The organism is Actinokineospora sp. UV203 (assembly GCF_056323665.1).
In genome coordinates this window covers 1,623,622-1,647,919 of record NZ_CM150484.1, presented here as the reverse complement: position 1 = coordinate 1,647,919, position 24,298 = coordinate 1,623,622, and the positions used below count along the sequence as shown (strand labels likewise).

Sequence of the window (24,298 nt, the reverse complement as noted above, 5' to 3'; positions counted from 1 at the left end):
CGGGCACGTGTGGAATCTTCTATACCGCGAGTAGCGACGGGAACTCCACACGTACCGCCCGGTCACCAGGCTCGAGTTCGCCACTCCGTCAGGTGCGGTCGTTGTTCGCCCAGGGTCGAGTCGTCGCCGTGGCCAGGGTAGAACCACGTGTCGTCCGGCAGTTCGCCGAAGATCCGCGACTCCAGGTCGTCCATCAACGACGCGAACTTCTCCGGGTCGGCCGTTTTCCCAGGACCGCCCGGGAACAACGAGTCGCCCGTGAACAGGTGGGGGTGGCCGTCCGGGTCGCGGTAGAGCAGGGCGATGGAGCCCGGTGTGTGACCGCGTAGGTGGATCACTTCCAGGTCCACCTGCCCGACCGTCACCGTGTCGCCCTGGGTCACGAAGCGGTCCGGCGGGATCGGCAGCGGGCCTGCGTCCAGTTCGTGGGCGATCGTGTTGGCGCCGTTGGCTCCGGCGACCGCTCCGAGGGCCTGCCAGTGGTCGCCATGCTGGTGCGTGGTGACGATGGTCTTCAGGCTGGGCCGGTCCTGGTCGTAACCGATGACGTCGGAGAGGCGGGCCGGGTCGGCCGCGGCGTCGATCAGCAGCGCCTCATGGGTGGCGCGGCAGGTGAGCAGATAGGCGTTGTTGTCGAACGGGCCGACGGACACCTTGGTGATCGTCAGCGCGTTCAGTGTGCGGCGGGCAGCGGGGCCACCGGGCTCGACATGGCCGGTGTAGTCGTCGACGAGGTCCACGGTCGCCGACGGTAGTCTGTCTGCCACCGTTGGTTCCACCCGCGAAGGCGGCGCACCGGGTCAGGCAGTACCCTGTTACCTGAGCGTGACCTGAAACCGAGCTGCAACTGACCTGAAACTGACCACAGTCGCCGATCACCTGCGAGCCCGTGAACTCAGAGACAGAGATCCGAACACGGTCCCCACGCAAGCTGAGCTGGGACGTCATCAGGGTGCTGGCCGTCTACTCGGTCGTCGTCCAGCACGTCACCCACCAGTCGCCGATCAACCACGCCGAGCTGGGTCCGTACCCGTTCGTCCTGCCCTTGCAGTTCGGCGCGAGCACGCTGCTGGTGATCTCCGCGTTCTTCATCTGCGTCACCGTCCGACGTGGTGAGACGGGCACGTGGCTGCGCAACCGGCTCGCCCGGCTGCTGCCCGCGTACCTGTTCGCGGTGGTGATCACCTACGGCGTCTCCCGGGCCGTCGCGCCCGCGTTCGGGTGGTATGTGCCCAATGTCACGGACCTCGCCGCGAACTTGCTGCTCGTGCAGGCGTGGTCGCCGACCTTCCACTGGATCGACGCCTCCTACTGGACGCTGCCCGTGCAGGTGATGGCCTTCTTCGCCGCCGCGCTGCTGTGGCCGCGCCGCTGGACGCGGGGCGCCGCGCTGCCCTGGCTGCTGTGGTCACTGGTGGTGGTGCCGCTGGTGATCCGATTCGTCTGGCGCGACGACGTCGACTCGGCGCAGTGGATTCGGTCGGTCTTCGACGGGCTGGCGCTGCACCGGGTGGCGTTGTTCGGCGTGGGCATCGCGATCTGGCTGTGGACCCGCGACCGGTTCTCCGGCAAGCATCTCGCCCTCTACCTCGCGGCCGTCCTGGTCGCGCAGGACGCCCACGCCTACTTCGTCGACACCTGGTCGACCGTGGCGTTCGGGGTCATCCTCGCCTGCATCGTCGCCGCTGCGGGCGGCCCGGACTGGGACATCCCGGGCCTGCGGCAGCTCGCCACACCCATCCGCTGGCTCGGCGGCATCTCGTTCGGCGTCTACCTGGTGCACCAGGAACTCGGTTTCGTCTTCGCCCGCTTCCTGCTCGACCTGGGCGTCGGACCGTGGGGCCGGTTGTTCGCCTGCGTGGTCATGGCCGTGGTGCTGGGCTGGGCGATGACCCGACTCGTCGAGCAGCCGTGCCACCGCTGGCTCACCGGCGACATGTTCCTCCGCGCGCGCGTCGCGGGCAGCGCCGTGGTGGAGGCGATCCGCGACCTCCCGCAGGTGCCCCAGACTCAAGTCCTGACCACGCCTGACGGCCTGCCGCGGCAGGCTCGTCAGGTCAACCCGGCCGCCGCGGACCCGCTCACCGCACTGCCGTCCTGGGCCATGGCCGGCTCCCAGCTCCGCTGACCCCGCGAGTCGCCCCGTCCAGCAAACGAGTCGCCCCTTCGAGCAAGTGAATTCGACGCTCAGGCCAAGCGAATGTCGAACTCGGTTGCGGGAAGGGGCGACTCAGTTGCTGGGAGGGGCGACTCGCGCGGGTGAACGAGTTAGCCCCAGGCGCCCAGTTCGGGTAGGGGGCCGGCGAGGTCGGTAGGGGTGCCGCGGCCGGTCAGCCAGGTCAGGGCGGCCGCCGCGGAGCCGCTCACCTCGCTGTCGCCGTCCTGCGCGATGGCCAGCTCCCAGCTGCGCTGACTTCCGTCGGGCAGCGAGACAGTCAGCCGCAGCGGGTGGCCGTCGGTCCGACTCCGGTAGGGGAGCAGCGCGCGGTCCAGGAGCAAGTCGAGGTGGCCGGTCGGGACCGCGTCGAAGCCCACTTCGAAATCGAGGTCGACCAAGTGGGTCCACACCTCGAAGAGCCGCATCTGCGGAATCTGCGCGGCGGCGATCGGGCTTCCCGAGGAGTTCAGCACCCGCGCCGCCCAGTCCTCGTGACCGAGCCGCGTAGCCTCGACCATGAAGCGGTCGCAGGCGGCGAACAGGTCCTCGCGCTGGATCTGGCCGAGCCTGCTCGCGCCGGCGGCTATGTCGGCGTTTCGGTCGGCCCAACTCGGGTAGGCCGCGTGCTCGATGCCGGTGCGCGCCCAGGTCAGCAGGTTGACCAAGGCGTCGGCGTTGCGGGCGAGGTGGGTGACCACGTGCCCGCGGGTCCACCCCGGCAGCAGGCTGGGCCGGGTGAAGTCGGTCTCGGCGAATCTCTCGACCACACCGGTCAGGACGGCCGTGGCCTCGCGCACGGCGGCCAGCGTGGCCGCGGTGGTCGTGCCGTTCATGGTGTTGGCGGACGTGTTCGACCCAGTCATGAGGACCCCGACATGCTTGGCGTGAACGGAGCGCGATGTGCTCCCGTGGACCAGCCTAGGTGAGTGAGGTTACCCGTGGGTACCGCTCCGCGGGTGCATCGCCGCGGCCGGTCCGCGAGAATTGTCGGTGCCCGGCTTTAGCATGGGTGCCGGCCACCAGTGGCCACTCAACCTGCTGCGTGCGATCCCTCCCCGGATGCCGCGTTGCCCGATTTCAGAGCACTACCGAAGGGATCTCAGTGGCCGACCGCCTCGTCGTTCGCGGCGCCCGGGAGCACAACCTGCGCGGCGTCGACATCGACCTGCCCAGGGACAGCCTGATCGTGTTCACCGGCCTGTCGGGCTCGGGCAAGTCCAGCCTCGCGTTCGACACGATCTTCGCCGAGGGGCAGCGCCGGTACGTCGAGTCGCTGTCGGCCTACGCGCGGCAGTTCCTCGGGCAGATGGACAAGCCGGACGTCGACTTCATCGAGGGTCTCTCGCCCGCGGTCTCGATCGACCAGAAGTCGACCAGCCGCAACCCGCGTTCCACGGTCGGCACGATCACCGAGGTCTACGACTACCTTCGCCTGCTCTACGCGCGCGCGGGCAAGCCGCACTGCCCCACCTGCGGCGAGGCGATCAGCAGGCAGACCCCGCAGCAGATCGTCGACCAGGTCCTGGCGATGGAGTCGGGCCTGAAGTTCCAGGTGCTCGCGCCCGTCATCCGCGGCCGCAAGGGCGAGTACATCGACCTGTTCTCCCAGCTGCAGACGCAGGGTTATTCGCGCGCGCTGGTCGACGGCAAGGTCTACCCACTGACCGAGCCGCCGAAGCTCAAGAAGCAGGAGAAGCACGACATCGCGGTGATCGTCGACCGCCTCTCGGTGAAGGCGTCGTCGAAGCAGCGCCTCACCGACTCGGTGGAGACCGCGCTCAAGCTGGCCGACGGGCTCGTCGAACTCGAGTTCGTCGATCTTCCCGAGCACGACCCCGGCCGCATCCGGGGCTTCTCCGAGCACCTCGCCTGCCCGAACGGCCACCCGCTCGGCGTCGAGGACTTGGAACCGCGTTCGTTCTCCTTCAACTCGCCGTACGGCGCGTGCCCGGTGTGCTCGGGTATCGGCATCAAGAAGGAGGTCGACCCGGAGCTGGTCGTCCCCGACGACGAGCTCTCGCTCGAAGACGGCGCGATCGCGCCGTGGGCGGGGGGCCAGACCGCCGAGTACTTCGTCCGGCTGCTCACCGCGCTCGGCGAGACCATCGGGTTCCGGACGGACACCCCGTGGCGGCGGCTGCCCGCGAAGGCGCAGAAGGCGGTCCTGCACGGCGTCGACGACCAGGTCCACGTCCGCTACAAGAACCGGTACGGGCGTGAGCGGTCGTATTACGCGGCCTTCGAGGGCGTGATCCCGTTCCTCGAACGGCGCCAGGAGCAGACCGACTCCGAGTACATGCGGGAGAAGTACGAGGGCTACATGCGCGAGGTGCCGTGTCCCTCGTGCCAGGGTTCGCGGCTCAAGCCTGAGATCCTTGCAGTGACGCTGCACCACGGCGAGTACGGCGACCGCTCGATCGCGGACATCTCAGCCATGTCGATCAACGAGTGCTCGGCGTTCCTCGACGGCCTCAAGCTCGGCAAGCGCGAGACGATGATCGCCGGCGCGGTCCTCAAGGAAATCCAGGCGCGCCTGCGGTTCCTGCTCGACGTCGGCCTCGACTACCTGTCGCTCGACCGCGCGTCCGGCACCCTGTCCGGCGGCGAGGCGCAGCGCATCCGGCTGGCCACGCAGATCGGGTCCGGGCTCGTCGGTGTGCTCTACGTGCTCGACGAGCCGTCGATCGGCCTGCACCAGCGCGACAACCACCGGCTCATGACGACCCTGATCCGGCTGCGCGACCTGGGCAACACGCTGATCGTGGTCGAGCACGACGAGGACACCATCCGCCAGTCCGACTGGGTCGTCGACATCGGTCCGGGCGCGGGCGAGCACGGCGGCCGGGTCGTGCACAGCGGCACTTTCAAGGACCTGTTGAAGAACAAGGAGTCGCTCACTGGCGCCTATCTCTCCGGCCGCAGCGTCATCCCGATGCCGTTGGTCCGCCGCACGATCGACAAGAAGCGCCAGCTCACGGTCGTCGGCGCGCGTGAGCACAACCTGCGCGGCATCGACGTGTCGTTCCCGCTGGGCTGCCTGGTCTCCGTCACCGGCGTGTCCGGCTCGGGCAAGTCCACCCTGGTCAACGACATCCTCGCGACCGTCCTGGCCAACAAGCTCAACGGCGCCCGCCAGGTCCCCGGGCGGCACACGCGGATTCGTGGGCTCGACCAGGTCGACAAGCTCGTGCAGGTCGACCAGTCGCCGATCGGCCGCACCCCGCGGTCCAACGCGGCGACCTACACCGGCGTGTTCGACCACGTCCGCAAGCTGTTCGCCTCCACCACGGAGGCGAAGGTCCGCGGCTACCAGCCGGGGCGCTTCTCGTTCAACGTCAAGGGCGGCCGCTGCGAGGCATGCGCGGGCGACGGCACGATCAAGATCGAGATGAACTTCCTGCCGGACGTCTACGTGCCTTGCGAGGTCTGCAAGGGCGCGCGCTACAACCGCGAGACCCTTGAGGTCCACTACAAGGGCAAGACGATCGCCGAAGTCCTCGACATGCCGATCGAGGAGGCCGCGGCGTTCTTCGAGCCGATCAAGGCCATCCACCGGCACCTGGCCACCCTGGTCGACGTCGGCCTCGGCTACGTCCGGCTCGGCCAGCCCGCGCCGACCCTGTCCGGCGGCGAGGCGCAGCGCGTCAAGCTCGCCAGCGAACTGCAGAAACGCTCCACCGGCAAGACCGTCTACATCCTCGACGAGCCGACCACCGGCCTGCACTTCGAGGACATCCGCAAGCTGCTCGGCGTGATCAACGGCTTGGTGGACAAGGGAAACACCGTGATCGTCATCGAGCACAACCTCGACGTGATCAAGACTTCGGACTGGATCGTCGACATGGGCCCGGAGGGCGGCTCGGGCGGCGGCACGATCGTCGCCGAGGGGACGCCGGAGGACGTGGTCAAGGTCGAGGGCAGTTACACCGGGGAGTTCCTCGCGCACGTGATGTGACCTGCAAGGATCCCGGGTGGATGATGTATTTCTCGACCGGTTGCCGACTCCTACCTCATGACTGAGGTACGCAACCAGGAGGCCGCCATGCAAGACACCCGGGAACTCGTCGCGAGGGTGGCCACACCGTCGCGGGCCACCGCCGCGCCCCAGGCGCTGCGCGGTGGCGGCGACGAGGAACTGCGGTTCTGGGAGGTCCTCAAGGGGATCACCGCGCCCGCCGAGTTCACCCTGGTGACCCATGGCCGCCCTCGACACGCCTTGGACTTGGGGGCGGTGCGTGCGGGCTGACCAGGCCACCAGCCGCGAGACAACGACGCTGACCCGGGTGCGACAGGCACTCGGGGACGCGGTCGTGGTCTACAGCGGCCCCGGCTGCGTGCCGCCACCGACGGCGAGGCTCGCGATCCACGTGGCCGCGGCCGAGGAGGACTTGACCCCGTTCGGTCGGTGGGCACGCTCCGCCCGGCTTCCCGCGGTCGCGCTGACGTTCGACGGCGAGCGGGTCTTGGTGGGCCCGCTGTCCGCCCCCGGCCACCCCGGCTGCGCGGAGTGCGCGCGCCGGCGCATGCTCGCCGCCAAGGCGGCTTCGTTCGGCGCGGTCGCCCCCCAGGTCGCGCACATCGCCGTCGCCGACTCGGCGAGGGGTGTCGCCCTCCGCCGACCCGCCGCGAAACCCGACGTGAACACTGTGGACGCCCCAGTTCGGACCGGCTCGGGCACCATCGCCGACGACCCGGACCGCACCTCCGCTGTGTCGGGCACGACCGTCGACGACCCGGACCGCACGTCCGCTGTGTCGGGCACGACCGTCGACGACCCGGACCGCACTTCCGCTGTGTCGGGCACGACCGTCGACGACCCGGACCGCACCTCCGGCGTCGCGCGATCCGCTGTCCTCGGGGCGGATGACGATGTGGAACGAACCATGGCGGTGGCGGGATCGATCATCGTGGCCGCCGATGACGACGTGGAGCGAACCACGGCCGTGGCGCGATCGGTCATCACCGCGGCCGATGACGACGTGGAGCGAACCACGGCCGTGGCGCGATCGGTCATCATCGCGGCCGATGACGATGTGGAGCGCACCGCCGCTGTGTCGGGCCTCCTGTACGGCCGCATCACCCCGCCGGATGACCCGGACAAGACCGCCGTCGTCCGCGACAAGCTGATCGACGACATCACCGAACGGTCCGGCAGCCACGGCAGCTACGCGGGCAGTCTCGACCTCCCCGACCCGCAAGCCGACCGAGTCGTCGCCCTCCTCCGAAACGGCGCCCGCGAACTCGTCGACCACGTCGCCGAGGTGGTCGACGGCGAAGTCGTGTGGCACCGCGTGATCCCCTTGCCCTCGTGCGACGTCTGCGGCGGCGCCGAGGGGATCGGCACCGTGGGGCTTCCCGACGGCGACGACCCGGCCGCCCTGCTGGAGGCGCTGGCAGGCTGGGTGGACCCGCTGACCGGCGTCATCCCGTGGATCTCCCTCACCCAGCCGCTCGGCACCGGACCCGACCTGCCCTTTGTCGCCACGGCGGCGCCACCGCACCACGTGGACACCGAGGGGCGGGCACGGGCACTGCCGATCGGCTGGGGCAAGGGCGCCACCCAGGCCGAGGCGATCCTGTCCGCGGTGGGGGAGGCGGTCGAGCGGTACGCGCCGTCGCTGCCCGAGGCCGACCGGCTGGTGTGGGCCCGGCCCGCCGACCTGGCCGGGGATGTGCTCGACCCCCGCGAATTCCCTTTGTACGAACCGGAAAGCCACGCCCGCGCCGGGTTCGCGTTCGCCGCGTTCGACCGCCGGACCGACCACCCGTGGGTCCGCGGCACCTGGCTGGGCACCGACCGGCCCGTCTGGGTCCCCGCCGTCTTCACCTACTTGGCGATGACGCTGCTGCCCGAGCACCTGATCTGCCAGGGCACCTCCAACGGCCTCGCCGCGGGCACCGACGCCGAGTCGGCCACCGTCCGGGCGGTCCTGGAACTCATCGAGCGCGACGCGATGATGGCCGCGTGGCTGACCGGAGCCAAAGGCCGGTTCGTCGAACTCGACGACACCCTCGACCCGGACCTGGCCGCCATCGTCGAGGCGCTGCGCACGCAGGGCGTCACCATCGAGGTGTACCTGCTGCCCACCAGCATGTACGGCGTCACCGCCGCCGCGCTGGCCCTCGGCGACGGCAAGCGCAGGCCCGGCGCGACCCTGGGGCTCGGGGCCGACAGGTCGCCGCGCGCGGCGATCCGGGCCGCGGTGCTCGAACTCGCGCAGACCGCGTCGCACCTGGCGGGCCTCATGCGGGAGCGCCCGGTGCCGAAATGCCCGGAGGACGTGCGCGACATGCTCGACCACGCCGCCTACTACTTCCCGCTCGACCGCGTCGCCGCCTTCGACCGGCTCCGCTGCGGCGGCACATCCCGACTGCGCGACCTGCGCGAACCCGTCGCCGAGTCGTCGGTCACCGACCTCGCCCACGTCCTGGGCTCGGCGAAGGTCCGGGTGGCCGTGGTCGACGTGACGAGCGCCGACGTCGCGATGGGGCCGTTCCGGGTGGTCCGCGCGGTGAGCCCCGACCTGCAGCCGATCAGCTACGGCCACGGCAACGACCGCTCGGTCGTGGCCCGCCTGCGCGGCAGCACCCCGGCGGCGAACCGCATGCACGTCCACCCCATCTGGTAGCGGGCCGGCAAGAAAACGACGGCACCCTCGCCCCCGACCGTGGTGTCGTTTTCCCGCCAGCCGGTGTCGGTGGCCTGGGGAAGACTGGTCGCATGTACACCGAGGTGGAGCGTTGCGTGCGAGCCGTGCAATCGAAGGACGCACGGTTCGACGGCTGGTTCTTCACCGCCGTCCTGACCACCCGGATCTACTGCCGCCCCAGCTGTCCCGTGGTTCCGCCGAAGGTCCGCAACATGCGCTTCTACCCGAGCGCGGCGGCGGCCCAGCAGGCTGGTTTCCGCGCCTGCAAGCGATGCAGGCCCGATGCCAGTCCCGGCTCTCCACAGTGGAACGAGCGGGCCGACCTGGTGGCCCGGGCGATGCGGCTGATCGCCGACGGCGTCGTCGACGCCGAGGGCGTGCCCGGCTTGGCGCGCAGGCTGGGCTACAGCGTGCGGCAGATCGAGCGGCAGCTCCAAGCCGAGCTCGGCGCGGGTCCGCTGGCCATCGCCCGGGCCCAGCGCGCCCAGACGGCCCGGCTGCTGATCGAGACCACCGCCTTGCCGATGGCGGTGGTCGCGCCTGCCGCCGGGTTCGCCAGTGTGCGCACGTTCAACGACACGGTCCGCGAGGTGTTCGCCCAGTCGCCCACGGAGCTGCGACTGCGGGTGCGTCCGGCGGGGAAGCCGGACGGGGCGCCGTCGACCACGCTGACGTTGCGGCTCCCGTTCCGCGCGCCGCTGTGCCCGGACAACCTGTTCGGCCATCTCGCGGCCACGGGCGTGCCCGGTGTCGAGGAGTGGCGCGACGGCGCGTACCGGCGCACGATCCGCCTGCCGCACGGCCCGGCGATCGTCGACTTGCGCCCGCACCCGGAGCACATCGGCTGCAAGCTGATGCTCTCCGACCTGCGCGACCTCGCGCTGGCGATCAGCCGCTGCCGGTGGCTGCTCGACCTCGACGCCGACCCGGTGGCCGTCGACGAACTGCTCGCCGCCGACCCGCTCCTGGCCCCGCTGGTCGCGAAGGACCCCGGCAGGCGGGTCCCGCGCACGGTCTGCTCGGCCGAGTTCGCCGTCCGCGCCGTCCTCGGCCAGCAGGTGTCGACCGCCGCCGCCCGCACCCACGCGGCCCGACTGGTCACCGCCCACGGCGACCCGATCGACGACCCGGCAGGCGGCCTCACCCACCTGTTCCCCACCCCGGAGGCGCTCGCCGGGATCGACCCGGAGACGCTCGCCATGCCCCAGTCCCGCAGGCGGACGCTCACCACGCTGGTCGCCGCCCTAGCCGCGGGCGACCTCGACCTCGGTGTCGGCAGCGACTGGCACGCCGCCCGCCAAGCCCTCTCCGACCTGCCCGGATTCGGGCCGTGGACCGTCGAGATGATCGCCATGCGCGCCCTCGGCGACCCGGACGCCTTCGTCCCCGGCGACCTCGGGGTCAAGCTGGCCGCGGCCGCCCTGGGCCTGCCCGTCGACCCGAAAGCACTCACCGCGCACGCCCAGGCCTGGCGGCCGTGGCGCGCGTACGCGACGCAATACCTGTGGGGCGCGGGCGACCACGCCATCAACCGCATGCCCGAACCAAGGAGAGACAAATGACAGTGTCCGGCGCAATGTTCGACACCATGTCCGGCACGATGTCCGGCACGACCACCCGCGTGCACACCGTGGTCGACAGTCCCGTCGGCGCACTGACCCTGGTCGCCACCGCAGGCGTCCTGTCCGGCCTCTACATGGAACAGCAGCGGCACCGCCCGCCGGAGGAGTCCTTCGGCGAGCGCGACGCCGAGCCGTTCGGCGAGGTGATCACCCAACTCGGCGAGTACTTCGCGGGCGCTCGCAAGCGCTTTGACCTGCCCATGGCGTTCGCGGCGGGCACGGAGTTCCAGCGGCGTGTGTGGACGCGGCTCTGCGAGATTCCGTATGGCGAAACCGTTTCCTACGGCGAGTTGGCGGCCCAGCTGGGCAAGCCCTCCGCGTCGCGGGCGGTGGGGCTGGCCAACGGCAAGAACCCGATCGGCCTGATCGTGCCGTGCCACCGGGTGGTCGGGTCGAGCGGCGACCTGACCGGCTACGGCGGCGGCCTGCCCCGCAAGCGCTTCCTGCTCGACTTCGAACGAGGGCTCAAGGCCGAGGTCTGAGCACAGGTGGAGTGATCCACACGCGACTTCTTGTGTGGTTGTGACAAAGAATCGGCGGTGGACAAAACGTGACTTCCCTTACCGGCCGAACGGAGTAATTTCCTCGGCGGCGTCGGGCCCACCGGCCGGTCGCCGCCGAGGGGTCCAGGCCAACGTTCGTCCAGTCACCTCAAGGAAGCCACCATGAGATCGCGTCCCACCCGCTGGTCCCTGATCGCCGCCGCCGTCGCACTGGCCGCGGGCACTGGGGTCGCCACGATCGGGCCCGCTTCGGCCGCCGACGCTCCCACGACCTTCCAGAGCGCCTACGAGTACTCGGTGGCGAACCCGAACGCGACCCCGCCGGGTGCGAACAACTTCGGGTGTCCGCTGAGTTTCCTGCACCCGCGGCCGGTCGTGCTGGTGCACGGGACGTTCGAGAACATGTACGACAACTGGGGCACGATGTCGCCCGCGCTGCGGGCCGCGGGATTCTGCGTGTTCGCCCTGAACTACGGCAGCGTCGACCCGACCCGGACCATCAACGGCACCGGTGACATCCCGACCTCGGCGAAGGAACTCTCCGCGTTCATCGATCAGGTGCTGGCCAAGACCGGCGCGTCCAAGGTGGACATCGTCGGGCACTCGCAGGGCGGCATGATGCCGCGCTACTACATCAAGAACCTCGGCGGCGCGAGCAAGGTCGACAAGCTGGTCGCGCTGTCGCCGTCCAACCACGGCACGACGGTCGCGGGCCTGTCGAACCTGCTGACCTCCATCCCGTTGGCGAAGTCGTTCATCGACACCCAGTGCCCGGCGTGCGGCCAGCAGTTCGCGGGTTCGGACTTCCTCACGCAGCTCAACGCCGGTGGGGAGACGAACCCGGCGGTGAGGTACACGGTGATCCAGACCCGCTACGACGAGGTCGTCACCCCGTACACCTCGGCGTGGCTGGCCCCGGCGTCGAACGTGAAGAACAAGCTGGTGCAGGACATGTGCCCGGTCGACCCGGTCGAGCACATCGGGATCGCCTGGGACCCGCTGGTGATCCAGCAGACGATCCACGAGCTCGACTCGCGCCTGCCCGCCGTCGTCGCCTGCCTCTGAGTGCTCGCCACCGGGAAGCCGCACCTGCTCTCAGGTGCGGCTTTCCCGTGTACTGGCAACGGTGAGGGATGTGACGACCCGGCGGCCCGGTGGCGAGCTTGATCGAGTTCTGGTCCCATGGAAGGCGTGTCTCCGCCAACCCGCGCCCAACTCGCCGCCGCCCGTGACCGCACCATTCCCGACGTCCTCGCGCCGGGTCTCGCCGTGATGTTCTGCGGCATCAACCCGAGCCTGTACTCCGCGGCCACCGGGCACCACTTCGCCCGGCCCGGCAACCGCTTCTGGCCCGCCCTGCACCTGTCCGGCTTCACCCCGCGGCTGCTGCGCCCCGAGGAGCAACACCTGCTGCCCGAGTTCGGCTTGGGCGTGACCAACCTGGTCGCCCGGGCGACCGCGCGCGCCGACGAGCTGGCCGCCGAGGAACTGGCCGCAGGTGGCGAACGCCTGGTCGCCGTGGTCGACGAGTACCGCCCGCACACCGTCGCCGTCGTCGGGGTCACCGCCTACCGGGTCGCCTTCGGTGTGCCGCACGCGGTGATCGGCCCGCAGGACCAGCGGATCGGCGAAGCCAAGCTGTGGGTGCTCCCGAATCCGAGCGGGCTCAACGCCCACTTCCAGCTCAACGATGTCGCCGCGGAGTTCCGGGCACTTCGCGAGCGCGGCTGAACACCGTGAAGAGCAAGCGCAGCCCGATGAGCGCGCTGATCAGCAGCAGGTTGTAGCCGATGCCTTGATACAGCGTGGTTTCCCCCAGCAGCCGCGGTCCACCGGCACTGCCGAGCAGCAGCACGCCCATGATTCCCGCGGTGGCCCCGATGAACGCCAGGATGACCTGGTGGAGCAGTCCGGTCACCAGCGCGCGGTCGCGTTCGTCGGCGAAGAGCCGGACGTTGACCGAGAGCCGCCCCTCTTCCAGCGCACCACTGATCCGGTCGATTCGCCTCGGCAGCCGCCGCAGGACGGGAAGCATGGCCATCAGCTCACCGGTGACCATCTCCCGGGCACCCGCCACCGCGGTGGGGCCTGCCACGCGCGCGGCCATGTACGAACGTGACTCCAGGACGATGTCGAACCCGGGCGACAGGCGCGCGAGTGTGCCCTCCATCGTGGTCAGCGCCCGGAACACGGCGGCGATCGCGGGCGGCACGGCCAGGCCGAACGACGTCACCAGCCGGAACAGGTCGGTGAACATGGTGATGTCCGGTTCGGACCCGTGCTGCAGGTGCGTGGCCATGAAGCCGCCGAGTGCCCGCTCAAGCTTGCGTTCGTCGATCTCGGCGGGACGCTCGACCACGGACAGCAGACCGTCGCGCAGGGCGGCGGCGTCACCGCGGTCGATGGCGAGCAGCAGGTCCTGCAGGCCGGTCCGCAGGGAGGTGTCGAGCCTGCCGACGGAGCCGAAGTCGAGCATCCCGAGTCGACCGTCGGACAGCAGCAAGATGTTGCCCGGGTGCGGGTCGGCGTGGAACACACCGTGCTGGACCACCTGACGCAGCAGGCAGTGCAGCAGTTCGCGGGCCGCCCCAGCGGGGTCGGGCACGGCCGCCGCCTTGCGCAGCGGGACGCCGTCGAGCCGCTCCATGACCAGGACCCGCTCGGTGCTCTCGTGCAGCAGTGGAAGCCGCACCGCCGCGTCGGGCAGGTGCCCGCCGGACGCCGCGGCGACCGTGGTCAGGTTGCGGGCCTCGATCCGGAAGTCCAGTTCCTCCAACAAGGCGCGGGCGAACCCGTCGGCCAGGTCGACCACGCCCAGCGACCGCGCCCAGGACGTGCGGGACTCCAGGGTCCGGGCGAGCCGGTGCACGATGTCGAGATCGAGTTCGACCTGCGCGCGCACGTCCGGCCGCTGGACCTTGACCACCGCGTCCGCGCCGGATCGCAGCCGCGCCCGGTGCACCTGGGCGATCGACGCCGACGCCAGCGGCGTGGTGTCGAACTCGGCGAACACGTCCTCGGGCGCCGCGCCGAACTCGGCGCGCAGCACCGCGTCGATCGCGTCGGCCGACACCGGGGCGACCCGGTCCTGCAGCAGGCTCAGCTCGTCGATGAACTCCGGCGGCAGCAGGTCGGCGCGGGTGGAGAGCACCTGCCCGAGCTTGACGAACGTGACCCCGCCTTCCTCCAGCGCGATCCGCAGCGAGCGGGCGAGCCGGGCCTGGCCGCTGTCCTCCCGCTTGCCCGCCAGGTACGGGCCGAGCCCGTGGCGCACGGCGATCGCGGTGATCCGGGTGTAGCGGCGGGTCCGTGACCACCGGCCGCGGATCGCGCGCAGCGAGCCGAGTGGACCAAGGCCGGTTCCCGCGGGCCAGACGACCTCCCAGACGAACAGGACCGCGACCGCCACCAGCAGCGTCCCGCCGAAGAACGGGATGATCAACAGCAGCACCGCGGCTTCGTCCCCGGGCCGCACCTCTTGCATCCCCTGGCCGACCACCCCCGCGAGACTCCAGGCGACCAGGCTGGAGACCGCCGCCCGCAGCGTTCCGACATGCACCCCGAGCGTCCGCCGGGCGCCGACGATCATGACCTTGACGCTGATCGCGAACGCCACGAAGCCGAAGACACTGAGCAGGACGTAGTTCATTACTTCCCTTCCCCATTTGACGCGCCGAATCGTCGCGCGGCGCCCGCCGCGTGAGCCTCCCACGGGCGGATGACGGTCCTCCCTCCTACGGGGGAGAGCCGCGGACCGGGCGGGGGAGGGGCGGCCCGCGGGCGGTCTGCCAGGATCGGTGGTGTGGGAGTGCGGGCGGTGCTGGGACCGGTGGGTCGAGAGTCGACCTATCGGCGCTGGGTGTATTTGATCATCGGCGGCGCGCTGCTGGTCCCGTACCTGTTCCTGGCCTCCACCCTGCTCTCGGTGGCGGCCGACCGGATGCCGGTCTGGCTGATGGTGGCGCTGATCCTGCTGGTGATGGTCGCGGCGATCGTGGTGATGTCGTTCATCCCGGCCGTGCGGGTGATCGAGGGGACAGCGGCGCGGGAACTGCTCGGCGACGCGGTGCCCGAGCACGCCACGCGCCGGGTGACGTCGTGGCCCGCGCGGTGGCGCACGGCGGCGTGGGCGGTGTCGCACCTGCTGATCGGCGGGGTCGTCAGCGGGGTCACGCTGGCGCTGCCGCCCGCGGTCGTGTCGTCGTTCGCGGTGCCGTTCACCGGGTCGTTCTACCTCGGTCAGGACTCGGTGCCGATGCCGAAAGGCTGGGCGGGCGCGTGGATCCCGGCGCTCGGCGTGCTGAGCCTGGTGCTGCTGGTCCACGTCGTGTCCTGGTGTGGAGCGCTGTTCATCCGGCTGGCCCCCGCGCTGCTCGGCCCGACCCCGGACGACGAACTCGTCGCCCTGCGCAGGCGTGCCGAACAACTCGCCGAACGCAACCGGCTGGCCCGCGAACTGCACGACTCGGTGGGGCACGCGCTCAGCATCGTCACCGTCCAGGCCGCCGCCGCCCGCCGGGTGCTCGCGGCCGACCCCGTGTTCGTCGACAAGGCGCTCGGCGCCATCGAGGAGTCGGCTCGCTCCGCGCTGGAGGATCTCGACCACGTCCTCGGCCTGCTGCGCGAAGACCGCGCGCCGACGGCACCGCAGCGGACACTCGACGACCTGCCCGGTCTGCTCGACCGAACCCGGATCGCCGGGGTGCTCGTGGAGTCCACCGTGGACGGCGAGGTGTCGAGGCTGCCCGCCGCGGTGTCGCGCGAGGCGTACCGGATCGTCCAGGAATGCCTGACGAATGTCCTGCGGCACGCGGGAAAGGTCCCGGTCGCCGTGCGGCTGGCGGTGGAGCGGTCGGAGTTGGCGCTGGACATAGACAACCCGCTCGACGGCGCGGGTGCTCCGCGACCAGGTGGGGGACGGGGCCTGGCGGGGATGCGCGAACGCGTGACCGTCCTTCGTGGACAGATGACGGCGGGCGTCCAGGACGGTCGCTGGGTGGTGGCCGTGCGCATTCCGTTGCGTTCGGGTGTGCGGGACGAGGAGCTGGTGGGCGAATGATCACGGTACTGCTGGTCGACGACGAGGAACTGATCCGCGCGGGGCTGCGCGCGATCATCGACTCGGAGCCCGACCTGTCAGTGGTCGGTGAGGCGGGCGACGGCGCGGAGGTCGCCCCGCTGGTGGCCCGGCTGCGGCCCGACGTGGTGCTGATGGACGTGCGGATGCCCGCGGTGGATGGCATCGCGGCCACCCGGCACCTGCTGGAGACCTTCGCGGAGCCGCCGAAGATCCTGGTCGTCACCACTTTCGAGAACGACGACTACGTCTACGACGCCCTGCGCGTCGGCGCGAGCGGGTTCCTGCTCAAGCGGACCCGGCCAGACGACATCGTCAAGGCGATCCGCCTGGTCGCGACCGGCGACTCCCTGCTGTTCCCCGCGGCGATCCGCGCGCTGGCCGCCGCGCACGGCTCGGACAAGGGCAACCGTGGCCTGGCCGCCGCGGGCCTGACCGAGCGGGAGGCGGAGGTCCTGCGCCTGATGGCCACCGGGCTGTCCAACGGCGAGATCGGCGAGAAGCTGTTCGTGAGCCTGCAGACGGTCAAGACCCACGTCGGCAACGTCTTGGCCAAACTCGGCGCCCGCGACCGCACCCAGGCCGTCATCACCGCCTACGAATCCGGCTTCATCACTCCCAGCTGAGGCATCTATCGTGGCCGGTATGCGTCAGCACGATGTTCAACCTTCAGCACCGTGATGGCTCGGCGCGCTTCATCGATCTCGTAGAGGATTCGGAACGCGCCTCGCCGGGCTGAATCGATGCCGTCAAGTTCGTTGCGGAGAGGTTTGCCGACCCGGTGAGGACTCTCGAGGAGTGAACCTGTGATGAACGCGATCACGGCAGCCGCAACGCCTTCTGGAAGTTTCTGCTGGAGCGTGCGGGCAACTCTCGCGGATACCTGGAGTTCGTAGCGCTCGGTCACGTGCGCGGTCGCAGCGCCCGAATCGCGTCCACGCCGCGGATGACATCGCCGCGGTCAACCTCTTCGCGGCTTTTTCGGATATCGGCCATGGCTTCCTGGTCGCTCAGGATTTCCAAAGTCTCCTCGAGCGCGGCCAAGTCCTCATAGCCGATCAGCACGGCAGCAGGTCGCCCGTTGCGGGTAACCACTACCCGCTCGTGCTCGCGCTCCGCTCGGTCGACGAACGCCGACAAGTGATCGCGTACGGCGCGCAAGGGCTCGACAGTCATGGCCACAATTGTGGCACAGCGGTCGTATGCCCGCCAGGCCAGCTCCGTGTGCCCGATTTCGGGCAGAAAAGTTGCCTAAACGGGTCGGTCGGTGCCACTGTCGGATGTCGTGACCGAGTCACCGCCGCCGGACCTCGTCCGGCACGTCGCTGAGAGCACCGGGCTCGCGCCCGGGGTCGCGGCGCGGGTCGTCGCCGATGTGATCGGGTATTTCGGCGAGACGACCGAGGACTACGTCCGCCGCAGGCACGCCGAGCTGCGGGGCAAGCAGTACCGCAACGCGCAGATCTGGACCGCCCTGGCGGCCGAACTGGCCGCCCGGCCAGTGGCGCCGCCGAAGCTGACCGAGCGCCAGTTGCGCCGCATCGTCTACGGATAGGGAGCATGTATGTGCGGAATCGTCGGATACGTCGGGGACCGCGACGCCACCCCGGTGCTGGTCGAGGGCCTGCACCGGCTGGAGTACCGCGGCTACGACTCCGCCGGCGTGGCCGTGCTGCGCAAGGGCAAGCTGGTGGTCACCAAGGCCGCCGGACGCGTGCAGGAGCTGCGTGACCGGCTCGCCGAGTCGGCCCCGGTCGCCTCGACGATCGGCATCGCGCACACCCGCTGGGCCACCCACGGCGAGCCGTCGGACCGCAACGCCCACCCGCACCTCGACGCGGCGGGCCGGATCGCGGTGGTGCACAACGGCATCATCGAGAACGCCGAGCCGCTGCGCGCCAGGCTGACCGCCGAGGGCGTCGAACTCGCCTCCGAAACCGACACTGAGGTCTTCGCGCACCTCATCGCCGCCGAACTCGGCAACGGGTCCCTCGAGGACGCCGTTCGCGCGGCCGTGCGGCAGGTCGAGGGGACCTACGGGCTGGTCGTGCTCGACCGGACCCGCCCCGACGAGCTCGTCGTCGCCCGCAACGGCAGCCCGATCGTGCTCGGCATCGGCGACGGCGAGATGTACGTCGCCTCCGACGTCGCCGCGCTGGTGCACCACACCCAGCGCGTGGTGTTCCTCGACGACGGCGAGCTGGCCACGGTCAAGGCGAACGAGTACCGCACCTCCACGCTGGAGGCCCGGCGCACCAGCAAGGAGCCGACCACCGTCGACGTCCTCGCCGACGACTACGAGCTGGGCGGCTTCCCCGACTTCATGCGCAAGGAGATGGCCGAGCAGCCCGAGGCGGTCGAGCGCGCCCTGCGCGGTCGGCTCGACGAGCGCTTCGCCACCGCCCACCTCGGCGGGCTCGGCCTCGACGCGATGGCGCTGCGCGCGGTCCGCCGGGTCAAGTTCCTCGGCTGCGGCTCGGCGTACTACGCGGGCCAGATGGGCGCGACCCTCGTCGAGGAGCTGGCCCGCATCCCCGCCGACGCCGAGCCCGCGTCCGAATTCCGCTACCGCAACCCGGTGGTCGACCCGGACACGCTCTACGTCGCGATCAGCCAGTCCGGCGAGACCCTCGACACCCTGGCCGCCGTGCAGGAGCTGCGGCGCAAGGGCGGCCGGGTGATCGGCGCGGTCAACGTCGTGGGCAGCGCGGTGGCCCGCGAGTGCGGCAGCGGCGTCTTCCTGCACGCCGGGCCCGAGGTGTCGGTGGCCTCCACCAAGGCGATGACGAACATGTCCGTCTCGTTCGCGATGCTCGCGCTGCTGCTGGGCCGCGTGCGCGACCTGTCGGCATCGTCGGGCACCCGGATCGTCAACGGGCTGCGCGCGCTGCCCGAGCACATCGAGGAGGTGCTCGGCACCGACGACGCGGTGCGGGAGATCGCGAGGCGCTACTCGAAGGCCACGCACATGTTCTTCCTCGGCCGGGTGCGCGGCTGGCCCGTCGCCCGCGAGGGCGCGCAGAAGCTCAAGGAGATCTCCTACGTCCACGCCGAGGCGTACCAGTCCGCGGAGCTCAAGCACGGCCCGCTCGCGCTGATCGACGCCGACATGCCGAGCGTGGTGATCGTGCCGGACGACGAGCTGCTGTCGAAGAACCTCAGCACCATGGAGCAGATCAAGGCGCGCGGCGGCCCGGTCATCGCGGTCACCAACGCCGACCTGCCCGACGGGCTGGCCGACCACGTGATCCGCGTGCCGCGCGGTGAGCCGGAGCTGGACCCGATCGTGTTCACGATCGCCCTGCAGATGCTCGCCTACCACCTGGCCGTGGAGCTGGGCCGCGACGTCGACAAGCCGCGCAACCTGGCCAAGAGCGTGACGGTCGAGTAGGTCAGACCGCCTGGTGGGCGGCGAGGTAGCGGGTGTCGGCTCTCGGGTCGACCCGCGGCGAGTGCCGGCCTCGCCGCTCACCGGGACGGCCGCGCAGCACCTCGACGCGGTCCGCGCCCGGCCGGGTCAGCACCCAGCTTGACCCGGCCACCGCCTTGGCCTGCTTCTTCAGCGGGGCCAGCAGCCGCGACGCCTCACGGTAGGACGCGACCGTCCGCACGCCGCAGACCAGTGAGGCCAGCGACACGGTCACCGTCATGCCCTCGGTCACCCAGGTCTGGTCGACCACCCGGCCGGCGAGCGTGGCGATCTCGTCGAGCTCGGTGACGATCAGGAAGTCGTCGCCGCCGACGTGGCTGACCCGGGTGCCCGGCAGGTCCGCCTCGGCGTCGGCCAGGGCGCGGCCGATCGAGCGGATGAGGTCGTCGCCCGCGGCGAACCCGACCGTGTCGTTGACCGCCTTGAACGAGTCGACGTCGAGCCAGGCCACGACGAACATCTCGTTGTTGTGGATGCGGCGGTCGATCTCGCGGTCGACGATCTCCGCGCCGGGCAGCCTGGTCACCGGGTTGAGCGCGGCGGCCTGCTCGATCTTGGACTCGGCGACACCGCGCACGACCTCGGTCAGCCGGACCACGCCCAGGCAGACTCGGTGGTTGTCCACCACCACGATGTCGTCGCCCGCGCGCTCCCAGTCGGCGTCGCCGACCATCTCCAGCAGCTGCAGCCCGGTCGCGTCGGCGCGGATCACCCGCGGCGCGTCGGCGTGCCTGCTGGCGGGCTTCTTCGCGTTGAGGGCGTGGCCGTAGGGGCCGGTCACCGCGATCAGGAAGCGGCTGCGCTCCACCGAGTAGGTGGGTCTGCCGTAGGTGTCGAGCAGGACGACGCCGTTGATCGTCGGCGCCCCGGCGAGGGCGTCGCGGACCTCCTCGGCGGTCACCGTCTCCGGCAGGGTCGTCGCGGGGCGCAGGAAGTCGACGACCATCGGCACACCGGGAGCCTCGTTGGTGGTCCGGCTGGTCGCGTTCAGTTCGATGATGTCGGCCACCTGGCGCGGCAGCGGCACCAACGTCGTCGCGTCCGCCGTCTCACCCGCCAACAGCGCGCCCTGGGCCAGGCGCACGCCGAGCCGGTTGAGGCAGAGCAGCTGGTCCTCGCTGTCGACGCCGACCGCGGCGAGCCGGATGCCGGTGCGTGAGCAGAAGTGGGCGAGGCTCTCCACGATCGCCAGGCTGGTCGCCTCGTCGGGCAGGCCGCCGATCAGGTGCGCGTCGAGCTTGACCAGGTCGGGCGCGACGTCGGCGAGCAGGGACAGCGGCAGGTCGCCGTCGCCGACCGAGTCGAACGCGATGCGGTAGCCGACCTCGCGCAGTTGGTCGAGCCCGCGCAGCAGCTCGGCGCGGTGCACCTGGCTGAACGGCGGGCTGATCTCCAGGACCACCTCGGTCTGGTGCCGCCCGGTCTCCTTGAGTGCGGGCCGCAGCGCGGCGATCAGCTCATCGGCCTTGGTCGCGGTCGCGGCGAGGATGTTCACGTGCAGCGGCACGGCGACATCGTGGCGCGCGGCGGCCAGCACGGCGCGGCTCGCGAGGGTGATATCGGTTTCGACCAGACGGCCGGATTTCCCCGCTTTTCGGAGCAGGTCGTAGATTCCGCCGGATTTGGGCCGCGCGAGTGCCTCCACCGCGACGGGCTCCCCGGTACGGGTGCTGAGCAACGGCTGGAACGCGAAACTGACGTCCTGAACCATGGTCACGGGCGTCATAGTGCCTGTTCCAGGCATTGTTGTGACCGGAGGTCACCAGCTGTTCACTTAGCTGTGGTCCACCTCACGACCATTGGGGGAGCGGTGGACACACGCGCAACCCGAAAGGGCGAATCATGCGAATTCGGCTTTGGGAATGATTACCGCAGTATCGCCATGGTTGTGCGAATTCTCCACGGAACGTCCCGGAACAGGGCGGCCATCGCGCCGGTCGTCCCACGTACGTCGTCGCGACCGGTGAGGTAGGCGTCGCGAAGGTCGGCGGGCAGGGCGAAGAAGGTGTCGAAGAACGCCGGGAAGCGCTCGGCGGGCAGCGCGGTCAGGGTGCGCAGCCCGCGCAGGCGTAGCCGGTGGACGACTCGGGCGGCGGGGGACCAGACGGCGGCGCGAGCGGCGGCCCTGGCCTTGGCCGGTCCGTCGGGCAGGGCGGCGGCGATCGCCCCGGCGACCAGGGGGGCGACGGTGAGGGCGTCGCCGAGGCTGTACCCGGTGGCCGGATGGATCATCCCACCCGCCGCCCCGAACGCGACCGCGTCCCCACCCCACGGCGGCCCGATATCGAGGGCGAACCGCACCCACTCGGTCTCGTCGGTCAGGCTGACTCCCCGCGACCGGAGCCGGGAGGCCAGCACGTCGCGGGCCACACCGGGCCGGGCGGCGAGGCTCGTCTCCTCCAGCAGGACCCGTTCCCCGGGCAGCGGCACGGCGTAGAGGAAGGTGGCGACGCCGTTGTCGGTGATCCAGTCGTCCATGAACACGGCTTCACCGGGCGCCACGAAGGCGGAGGCGGCCTTCGCGGAAACGATCACCCCGAAGGCTGTCTGCTCGGTCCGCGGCGGCCGGGGCGATCCCCCGGTCAAGACCCGACGAGCCCCTGAGGCGTCGACGGTCACCGCGCAGGCGATGCGCCTGCCGTCATCCAGGGTGACCGTGGACCCCTGCGGACCGTGCTCGGCGCCCCGCACCCGCCCGGCGAACACGGTGACGTCGGACCGGGCGAACCCGGCGAGCACGGATTCGTTGTGCAGCACGCAATACCCACGCTCAAGCGGCCGTCCGGCCGCCCGCACGGCGGTAGCCCGGGCGACCCGCGCATCGGGTGGAAGGAAAGCGCGCTGGTCATCCCAAACCCCGTAGGTCGCGGCCCAGGGCGCAAACGGATCAGGATCCACCAGCGCGGTCCGCAACCCAACCCCCGCACAGTGATGGGCCACCGCCCACCCCGCCGGCCCCGCCCCCACCACCACAACATCCACCCCCCAATCCCACCACGCCCACCCGCGAGTCGCCCCGCCAGGCAAACGAGTCGCCCCTTCCGGCAACTGAGTTCGACATTCGGCGCATCGCGAATGTCGAACTCGGTGACCCGGAGGGGCGACTCGTTTGCCGGACGGGGCGACTCGCGCGGGGTTAGGTGGGGAGGTGGGCGAGGTGGACGGTTTTCGCGGTCAGGAGGAACAGGTCTGGGCGGAGGGCCACGCCTGCCGGGTCGGTGGGGTCGAGCAGTCGGTCGAGGGTGGCGAGGTCCTGCGCGTCCAGCGTCCCGTCGAGCATCGTGCGGCGGTGCACCAGGTATCGGGTGACCGAAGCTCGTGGGCCCTCAGCCAACGGCGCCGGGTGATCCACCAGGAAACTCTTGGAACGCACCGAGACCAGGCCGGCCGCCCGCAGCATCGAAGGCCAGTCCTCCACCACCGCCACCGACCCGGGAAGCTCCGCCCGCATCTGGCTGAACCGTTCCTCCCGGGCCGCGTCCATCCGCGCCTGCAGTCCCGGCCTGCCGAACCCCAGGTCACGCGGCAGCGAACGCGCAGGCAGCTCGCCCTCGACGACGGCCAGGACGCCGCCCGGTTCGAGTAGCCCGGCCAGCCGGTTCAGGGCGTCCTGCTGATCACCCACGTGGTGCACGACCTGCCCGGACCACACAAGGTCCGCCCGCCCGAGGTCGGCCAGTCCTTCCGGGAAGGAAGCCACCCGCGTCCGCAGGGTGACGCCGAGTCGGGCGGCCCGCTTCTCCGCGCGCTCCAACAGTTCCGGCGATCCGTCCACCGCGATCACTTCCGCGTCCGGGAACACCTCCGCCATGCGGCACGCGGCGACGCCCGGGCCGCTGCCGATGTCCAGGATTCGTCGCGGTCGCAGGTCGCGGAGCTCATCGAGTGCCTGGCGCACATAGGGGCTGTGCGTTTCGCCCTCGAGTTCCAACAAGTCGGCCATCGCGGCCCAGTCCATGTGTGTCATCGCGCACCCTCCAGTAGTTCTTCCTCGATCAGATCCATGTTCACCGCGATGGCCGCCGCCGCCCCGGCCGCGGCGGCCGTCACCACCTGCGCCTTCGGGTCCACCACGTTGCCCACCGCCCACACACCGGCGATACTGGTCCGCCCACTCGGGTCCACCGCGACCCAGCCGTCCACCCGAGCGCAGCCCAGCCCGGTCAGCAACGCGTCATTGGGGACGAACGTCGGCGCGACGAACAGCGCTGACCGCTCCACCACCGACCCGTCCGCCAGCCGCACTCCGCGCAGCCGGTCATCGGCGATCACCAACCCGTCGACCCGGCCATCGACGATCCGCACCCCGCGCGCGGTCAGCTTGGCCCGCCCCGAGTCATCCAGCGCCTCGACGAAGAACACGACGTCGTCGGACCACTGCCGCACCAGCAGCGCCTGGTGCACCGACTCGGGCCGCGTGCTGAGCACACCGACCGGCTCGCCACGCACCTCCCAGCCGTGGCAGTACGGGCAGTGCAGGACGTCCGTGCCCCACCGCTCCCGGATTCCGGGCAACGCGGGCAGCTCGTCGCGCAGCCCGGTCGCCACGATCACCCGCCGTGCGCGGACCGTCCACTCGGCCAGTTCGACCTCGAAGCCGTCGCCCGCGACCCGCAGCGCCCGAACCTCGCTCGGCACCACCCGTCCGCCGTACCGCTCGACCTCCGCCCGGCCCACCGCCACCAGCTCCGCGGGTGGCATGCCGTCCCGCGAGAGGAAACCGTGAACCCCTTGCGCCGGCGCGTTCCGCGGCGTGCCCGAATCGACGACCATGACCTGCCGCCTGGCCCTGGCCAGCACGAGCGCCGCGTTGAGCCCGCCGGCCCCGCCTCCGATGACCACTACTTCTTCCATGGGA

The 24,298-nt window shown here is 70.7% G+C and carries 21 protein-coding genes; 12 read left to right on the top strand and 9 right to left on the bottom strand.

Going from position 1 to position 24,298, the window contains the following annotated elements; all coding sequences use genetic code 11:
* Positions 1-62 precede the first annotated feature (62 nt).
* Complete coding sequence (locus ACUZ2Y_RS07355) at positions 63-767, bottom strand: MBL fold metallo-hydrolase (protein ID WP_476328217.1); 705 nt, start codon at positions 765-767, stop codon at positions 63-65.
* Between the two features lie 122 nt (positions 768-889).
* Here ACUZ2Y_RS07355 and ACUZ2Y_RS07350 point away from each other — a divergent pair, with 122 nt between their 5' ends.
* Entirely contained in the window at positions 890-2,128 is a 1,239-nt protein-coding gene (locus ACUZ2Y_RS07350) for an acyltransferase family protein (protein WP_476328215.1), read from the top strand.
* Positions 2,129-2,268: 140 nt separating this feature from the next.
* Here ACUZ2Y_RS07350 and ACUZ2Y_RS07345 read toward each other — a convergent pair whose 3' ends face one another.
* Positions 2,269-3,021 carry a maleylpyruvate isomerase family mycothiol-dependent enzyme gene (locus tag ACUZ2Y_RS07345; RefSeq protein WP_476328213.1) on the bottom strand — a complete coding sequence of 251 codons (753 nt, stop codon included), beginning with the start codon at positions 3,019-3,021 and terminating at the stop codon, positions 2,269-2,271.
* 239 nt (positions 3,022-3,260) lie between these two features.
* Between ACUZ2Y_RS07345 and uvrA the strand changes: the two genes are divergently transcribed.
* The 7 genes from uvrA to mug all read left to right on the top strand — a co-directional run bounded on the left by uvrA (position 3,261) and on the right by mug (position 12,664).
* Positions 3,261-6,113, top strand: a complete 2,853-nt coding sequence (uvrA, locus tag ACUZ2Y_RS07340; protein WP_476328211.1) for an excinuclease ABC subunit UvrA — start codon at positions 3,261-3,263, stop codon at positions 6,111-6,113.
* Positions 6,114-6,170: 57 nt separating this feature from the next.
* On the top strand, positions 6,171-6,404 hold the full coding sequence (locus ACUZ2Y_RS07335) for a hypothetical protein (protein WP_091383855.1): 234 nt from the start codon (positions 6,171-6,173) through the stop codon (positions 6,402-6,404).
* A gap of 37 nt (positions 6,405-6,441) precedes the next feature.
* The gene (locus tag ACUZ2Y_RS07330) at positions 6,442-8,787 is read left to right on the top strand and encodes a YcaO-like family protein (protein ID WP_476328208.1); all 2,346 of its coding nucleotides are present in this window, start codon (positions 6,442-6,444) and stop codon (positions 8,785-8,787) included.
* 92 nt (positions 8,788-8,879) lie between these two features.
* Complete coding sequence (locus tag ACUZ2Y_RS07325) at positions 8,880-10,370, top strand: AlkA N-terminal domain-containing protein (RefSeq protein WP_476328206.1); 1,491 nt, start codon at positions 8,880-8,882, stop codon at positions 10,368-10,370.
* A 38-nt stretch (positions 10,371-10,408) separates the two neighbouring features.
* Entirely contained in the window at positions 10,409-10,912 is a 504-nt protein-coding gene (locus ACUZ2Y_RS07320; protein WP_476331642.1) for a methylated-DNA--[protein]-cysteine S-methyltransferase, read from the top strand.
* A 183-nt stretch (positions 10,913-11,095) separates the two neighbouring features.
* Positions 11,096-11,998 (top strand): esterase/lipase family protein, encoded by a 903-nt coding sequence (locus tag ACUZ2Y_RS07315; protein ID WP_476328204.1) that lies wholly within the window; start codon positions 11,096-11,098, stop codon positions 11,996-11,998.
* Between the two features lie 126 nt (positions 11,999-12,124).
* Positions 12,125-12,664 carry a G/U mismatch-specific DNA glycosylase gene (gene mug, locus ACUZ2Y_RS07310; RefSeq protein ID WP_476328202.1) on the top strand — a complete coding sequence of 180 codons (540 nt, stop codon included), beginning with the start codon at positions 12,125-12,127 and terminating at the stop codon, positions 12,662-12,664.
* On the opposite strand, the gene ACUZ2Y_RS07305 is transcribed toward mug, so the two are convergent.
* A complete protein-coding gene (locus tag ACUZ2Y_RS07305) occupies positions 12,618-14,582 on the bottom strand; it encodes an ABC1 kinase family protein (protein ID WP_476328200.1) in 1,965 nt (654 codons plus the stop codon). The two genes, mug and ACUZ2Y_RS07305, sit on opposite strands and share 47 nt — an antisense overlap.
* A 168-nt stretch (positions 14,583-14,750) precedes the next feature.
* On the opposite strand from ACUZ2Y_RS07305, the gene ACUZ2Y_RS07300 reads away from it, so the two are divergent.
* Both ACUZ2Y_RS07300 and ACUZ2Y_RS07295 read left to right on the top strand, forming a co-directional pair.
* Positions 14,751-15,992: a sensor histidine kinase gene (locus ACUZ2Y_RS07300; RefSeq protein ID WP_476328198.1), complete on the top strand. Its 1,242-nt coding sequence runs from the start codon at positions 14,751-14,753 to the stop codon at positions 15,990-15,992.
* Complete coding sequence (locus ACUZ2Y_RS07295; RefSeq protein WP_476328196.1) at positions 15,989-16,636, top strand: response regulator; 648 nt, start codon at positions 15,989-15,991, stop codon at positions 16,634-16,636. The genes ACUZ2Y_RS07300 and ACUZ2Y_RS07295 overlap by 4 nt, the downstream gene beginning before the upstream one ends.
* A 5-nt stretch (positions 16,637-16,641) precedes the next feature.
* Here ACUZ2Y_RS07295 and ACUZ2Y_RS07290 read toward each other — a convergent pair whose 3' ends face one another.
* Both ACUZ2Y_RS07290 and ACUZ2Y_RS07285 read right to left on the bottom strand, forming a co-directional pair.
* Complete coding sequence (locus tag ACUZ2Y_RS07290) at positions 16,642-16,917, bottom strand: type II toxin-antitoxin system RelE family toxin (protein WP_476328194.1); 276 nt, start codon at positions 16,915-16,917, stop codon at positions 16,642-16,644.
* The gene (locus ACUZ2Y_RS07285; protein WP_476328192.1) at positions 16,914-17,186 is read right to left on the bottom strand and encodes a type II toxin-antitoxin system Phd/YefM family antitoxin; all 273 of its coding nucleotides are present in this window, start codon (positions 17,184-17,186) and stop codon (positions 16,914-16,916) included. The genes ACUZ2Y_RS07290 and ACUZ2Y_RS07285 overlap by 4 nt, the downstream gene beginning before the upstream one ends.
* Before the next feature lie 109 nt (positions 17,187-17,295).
* Between ACUZ2Y_RS07285 and ACUZ2Y_RS07280 the strand changes: the two genes are divergently transcribed.
* Both ACUZ2Y_RS07280 and glmS read left to right on the top strand, forming a co-directional pair.
* Positions 17,296-17,565, top strand: coding sequence for a hypothetical protein (locus ACUZ2Y_RS07280; protein ID WP_476328190.1), 270 nt, complete (start codon positions 17,296-17,298; stop codon positions 17,563-17,565).
* 9 nt (positions 17,566-17,574) lie between these two features.
* On the top strand, positions 17,575-19,401 hold the full coding sequence (gene glmS / locus ACUZ2Y_RS07275; protein WP_476328188.1) for a glutamine--fructose-6-phosphate transaminase (isomerizing): 1,827 nt from the start codon (positions 17,575-17,577) through the stop codon (positions 19,399-19,401).
* A gap of 1 nt (position 19,402) precedes the next feature.
* Here the strand turns inward: glmS and ACUZ2Y_RS07270 are convergent, their stop codons facing one another.
* From ACUZ2Y_RS07270 to ACUZ2Y_RS07255, 4 genes are all read right to left on the bottom strand, one after another.
* On the bottom strand, positions 19,403-21,151 hold the full coding sequence (locus ACUZ2Y_RS07270; RefSeq protein WP_476331640.1) for an EAL domain-containing protein: 1,749 nt from the start codon (positions 21,149-21,151) through the stop codon (positions 19,403-19,405).
* Positions 21,152-21,306: 155 nt separating this feature from the next.
* Positions 21,307-22,407, bottom strand: coding sequence for a lycopene cyclase family protein (locus ACUZ2Y_RS07265; RefSeq protein WP_476331637.1), 1,101 nt, complete (start codon positions 22,405-22,407; stop codon positions 21,307-21,309).
* A gap of 169 nt (positions 22,408-22,576) precedes the next feature.
* On the bottom strand, positions 22,577-23,407 hold the full coding sequence (locus tag ACUZ2Y_RS07260) for a class I SAM-dependent methyltransferase (protein WP_476328186.1): 831 nt from the start codon (positions 23,405-23,407) through the stop codon (positions 22,577-22,579).
* Entirely contained in the window at positions 23,404-24,294 is an 891-nt protein-coding gene (locus ACUZ2Y_RS07255) for an NAD(P)/FAD-dependent oxidoreductase (protein WP_476328184.1), read from the bottom strand. Before ACUZ2Y_RS07255 ends, ACUZ2Y_RS07260 begins: the two co-directional genes overlap by 4 nt.
* Positions 24,295-24,298: the final 4 nt, after the last annotated feature.

Bases quoted from the DNA above. Each gene is read 5' to 3' on its own strand.
- ACUZ2Y_RS07255 (WP_476328184.1), bottom strand. From the start codon at position 24,294: ATGGAAGAAGTAGTGGTCATCGGAGGCGGGGCCGGCGGGCTCAACGCG.
- ACUZ2Y_RS07285 (WP_476328192.1), bottom strand. From the start codon at position 17,186: ATGACTGTCGAGCCCTTGCGCGCCGTACGCGATCACTTGTCGGCGTTC.
- glmS (WP_476328188.1), top strand. From the start codon at position 17,575: ATGTGCGGAATCGTCGGATACGTCGGGGACCGCGACGCCACCCCGGTG.
- ACUZ2Y_RS07345 (WP_476328213.1), bottom strand. From the start codon at position 3,021: ATGACTGGGTCGAACACGTCCGCCAACACCATGAACGGCACGACCACC.
- ACUZ2Y_RS07260 (WP_476328186.1), bottom strand. From the start codon at position 23,407: ATGACACACATGGACTGGGCCGCGATGGCCGACTTGTTGGAACTCGAG.
- ACUZ2Y_RS07315 (WP_476328204.1), top strand. From the start codon at position 11,096: ATGAGATCGCGTCCCACCCGCTGGTCCCTGATCGCCGCCGCCGTCGCA.
- ACUZ2Y_RS07335 (WP_091383855.1), top strand. From the start codon at position 6,171: ATGACTGAGGTACGCAACCAGGAGGCCGCCATGCAAGACACCCGGGAA.
- ACUZ2Y_RS07325 (WP_476328206.1), top strand. From the start codon at position 8,880: ATGTACACCGAGGTGGAGCGTTGCGTGCGAGCCGTGCAATCGAAGGAC.
- ACUZ2Y_RS07270 (WP_476331640.1), bottom strand. From the start codon at position 21,151: ATGGTTCAGGACGTCAGTTTCGCGTTCCAGCCGTTGCTCAGCACCCGT.
- ACUZ2Y_RS07305 (WP_476328200.1), bottom strand. From the start codon at position 14,582: ATGAACTACGTCCTGCTCAGTGTCTTCGGCTTCGTGGCGTTCGCGATC.
- ACUZ2Y_RS07320 (WP_476331642.1), top strand. From the start codon at position 10,409: ATGTCCGGCACGACCACCCGCGTGCACACCGTGGTCGACAGTCCCGTC.
- ACUZ2Y_RS07295 (WP_476328196.1), top strand. From the start codon at position 15,989: ATGATCACGGTACTGCTGGTCGACGACGAGGAACTGATCCGCGCGGGG.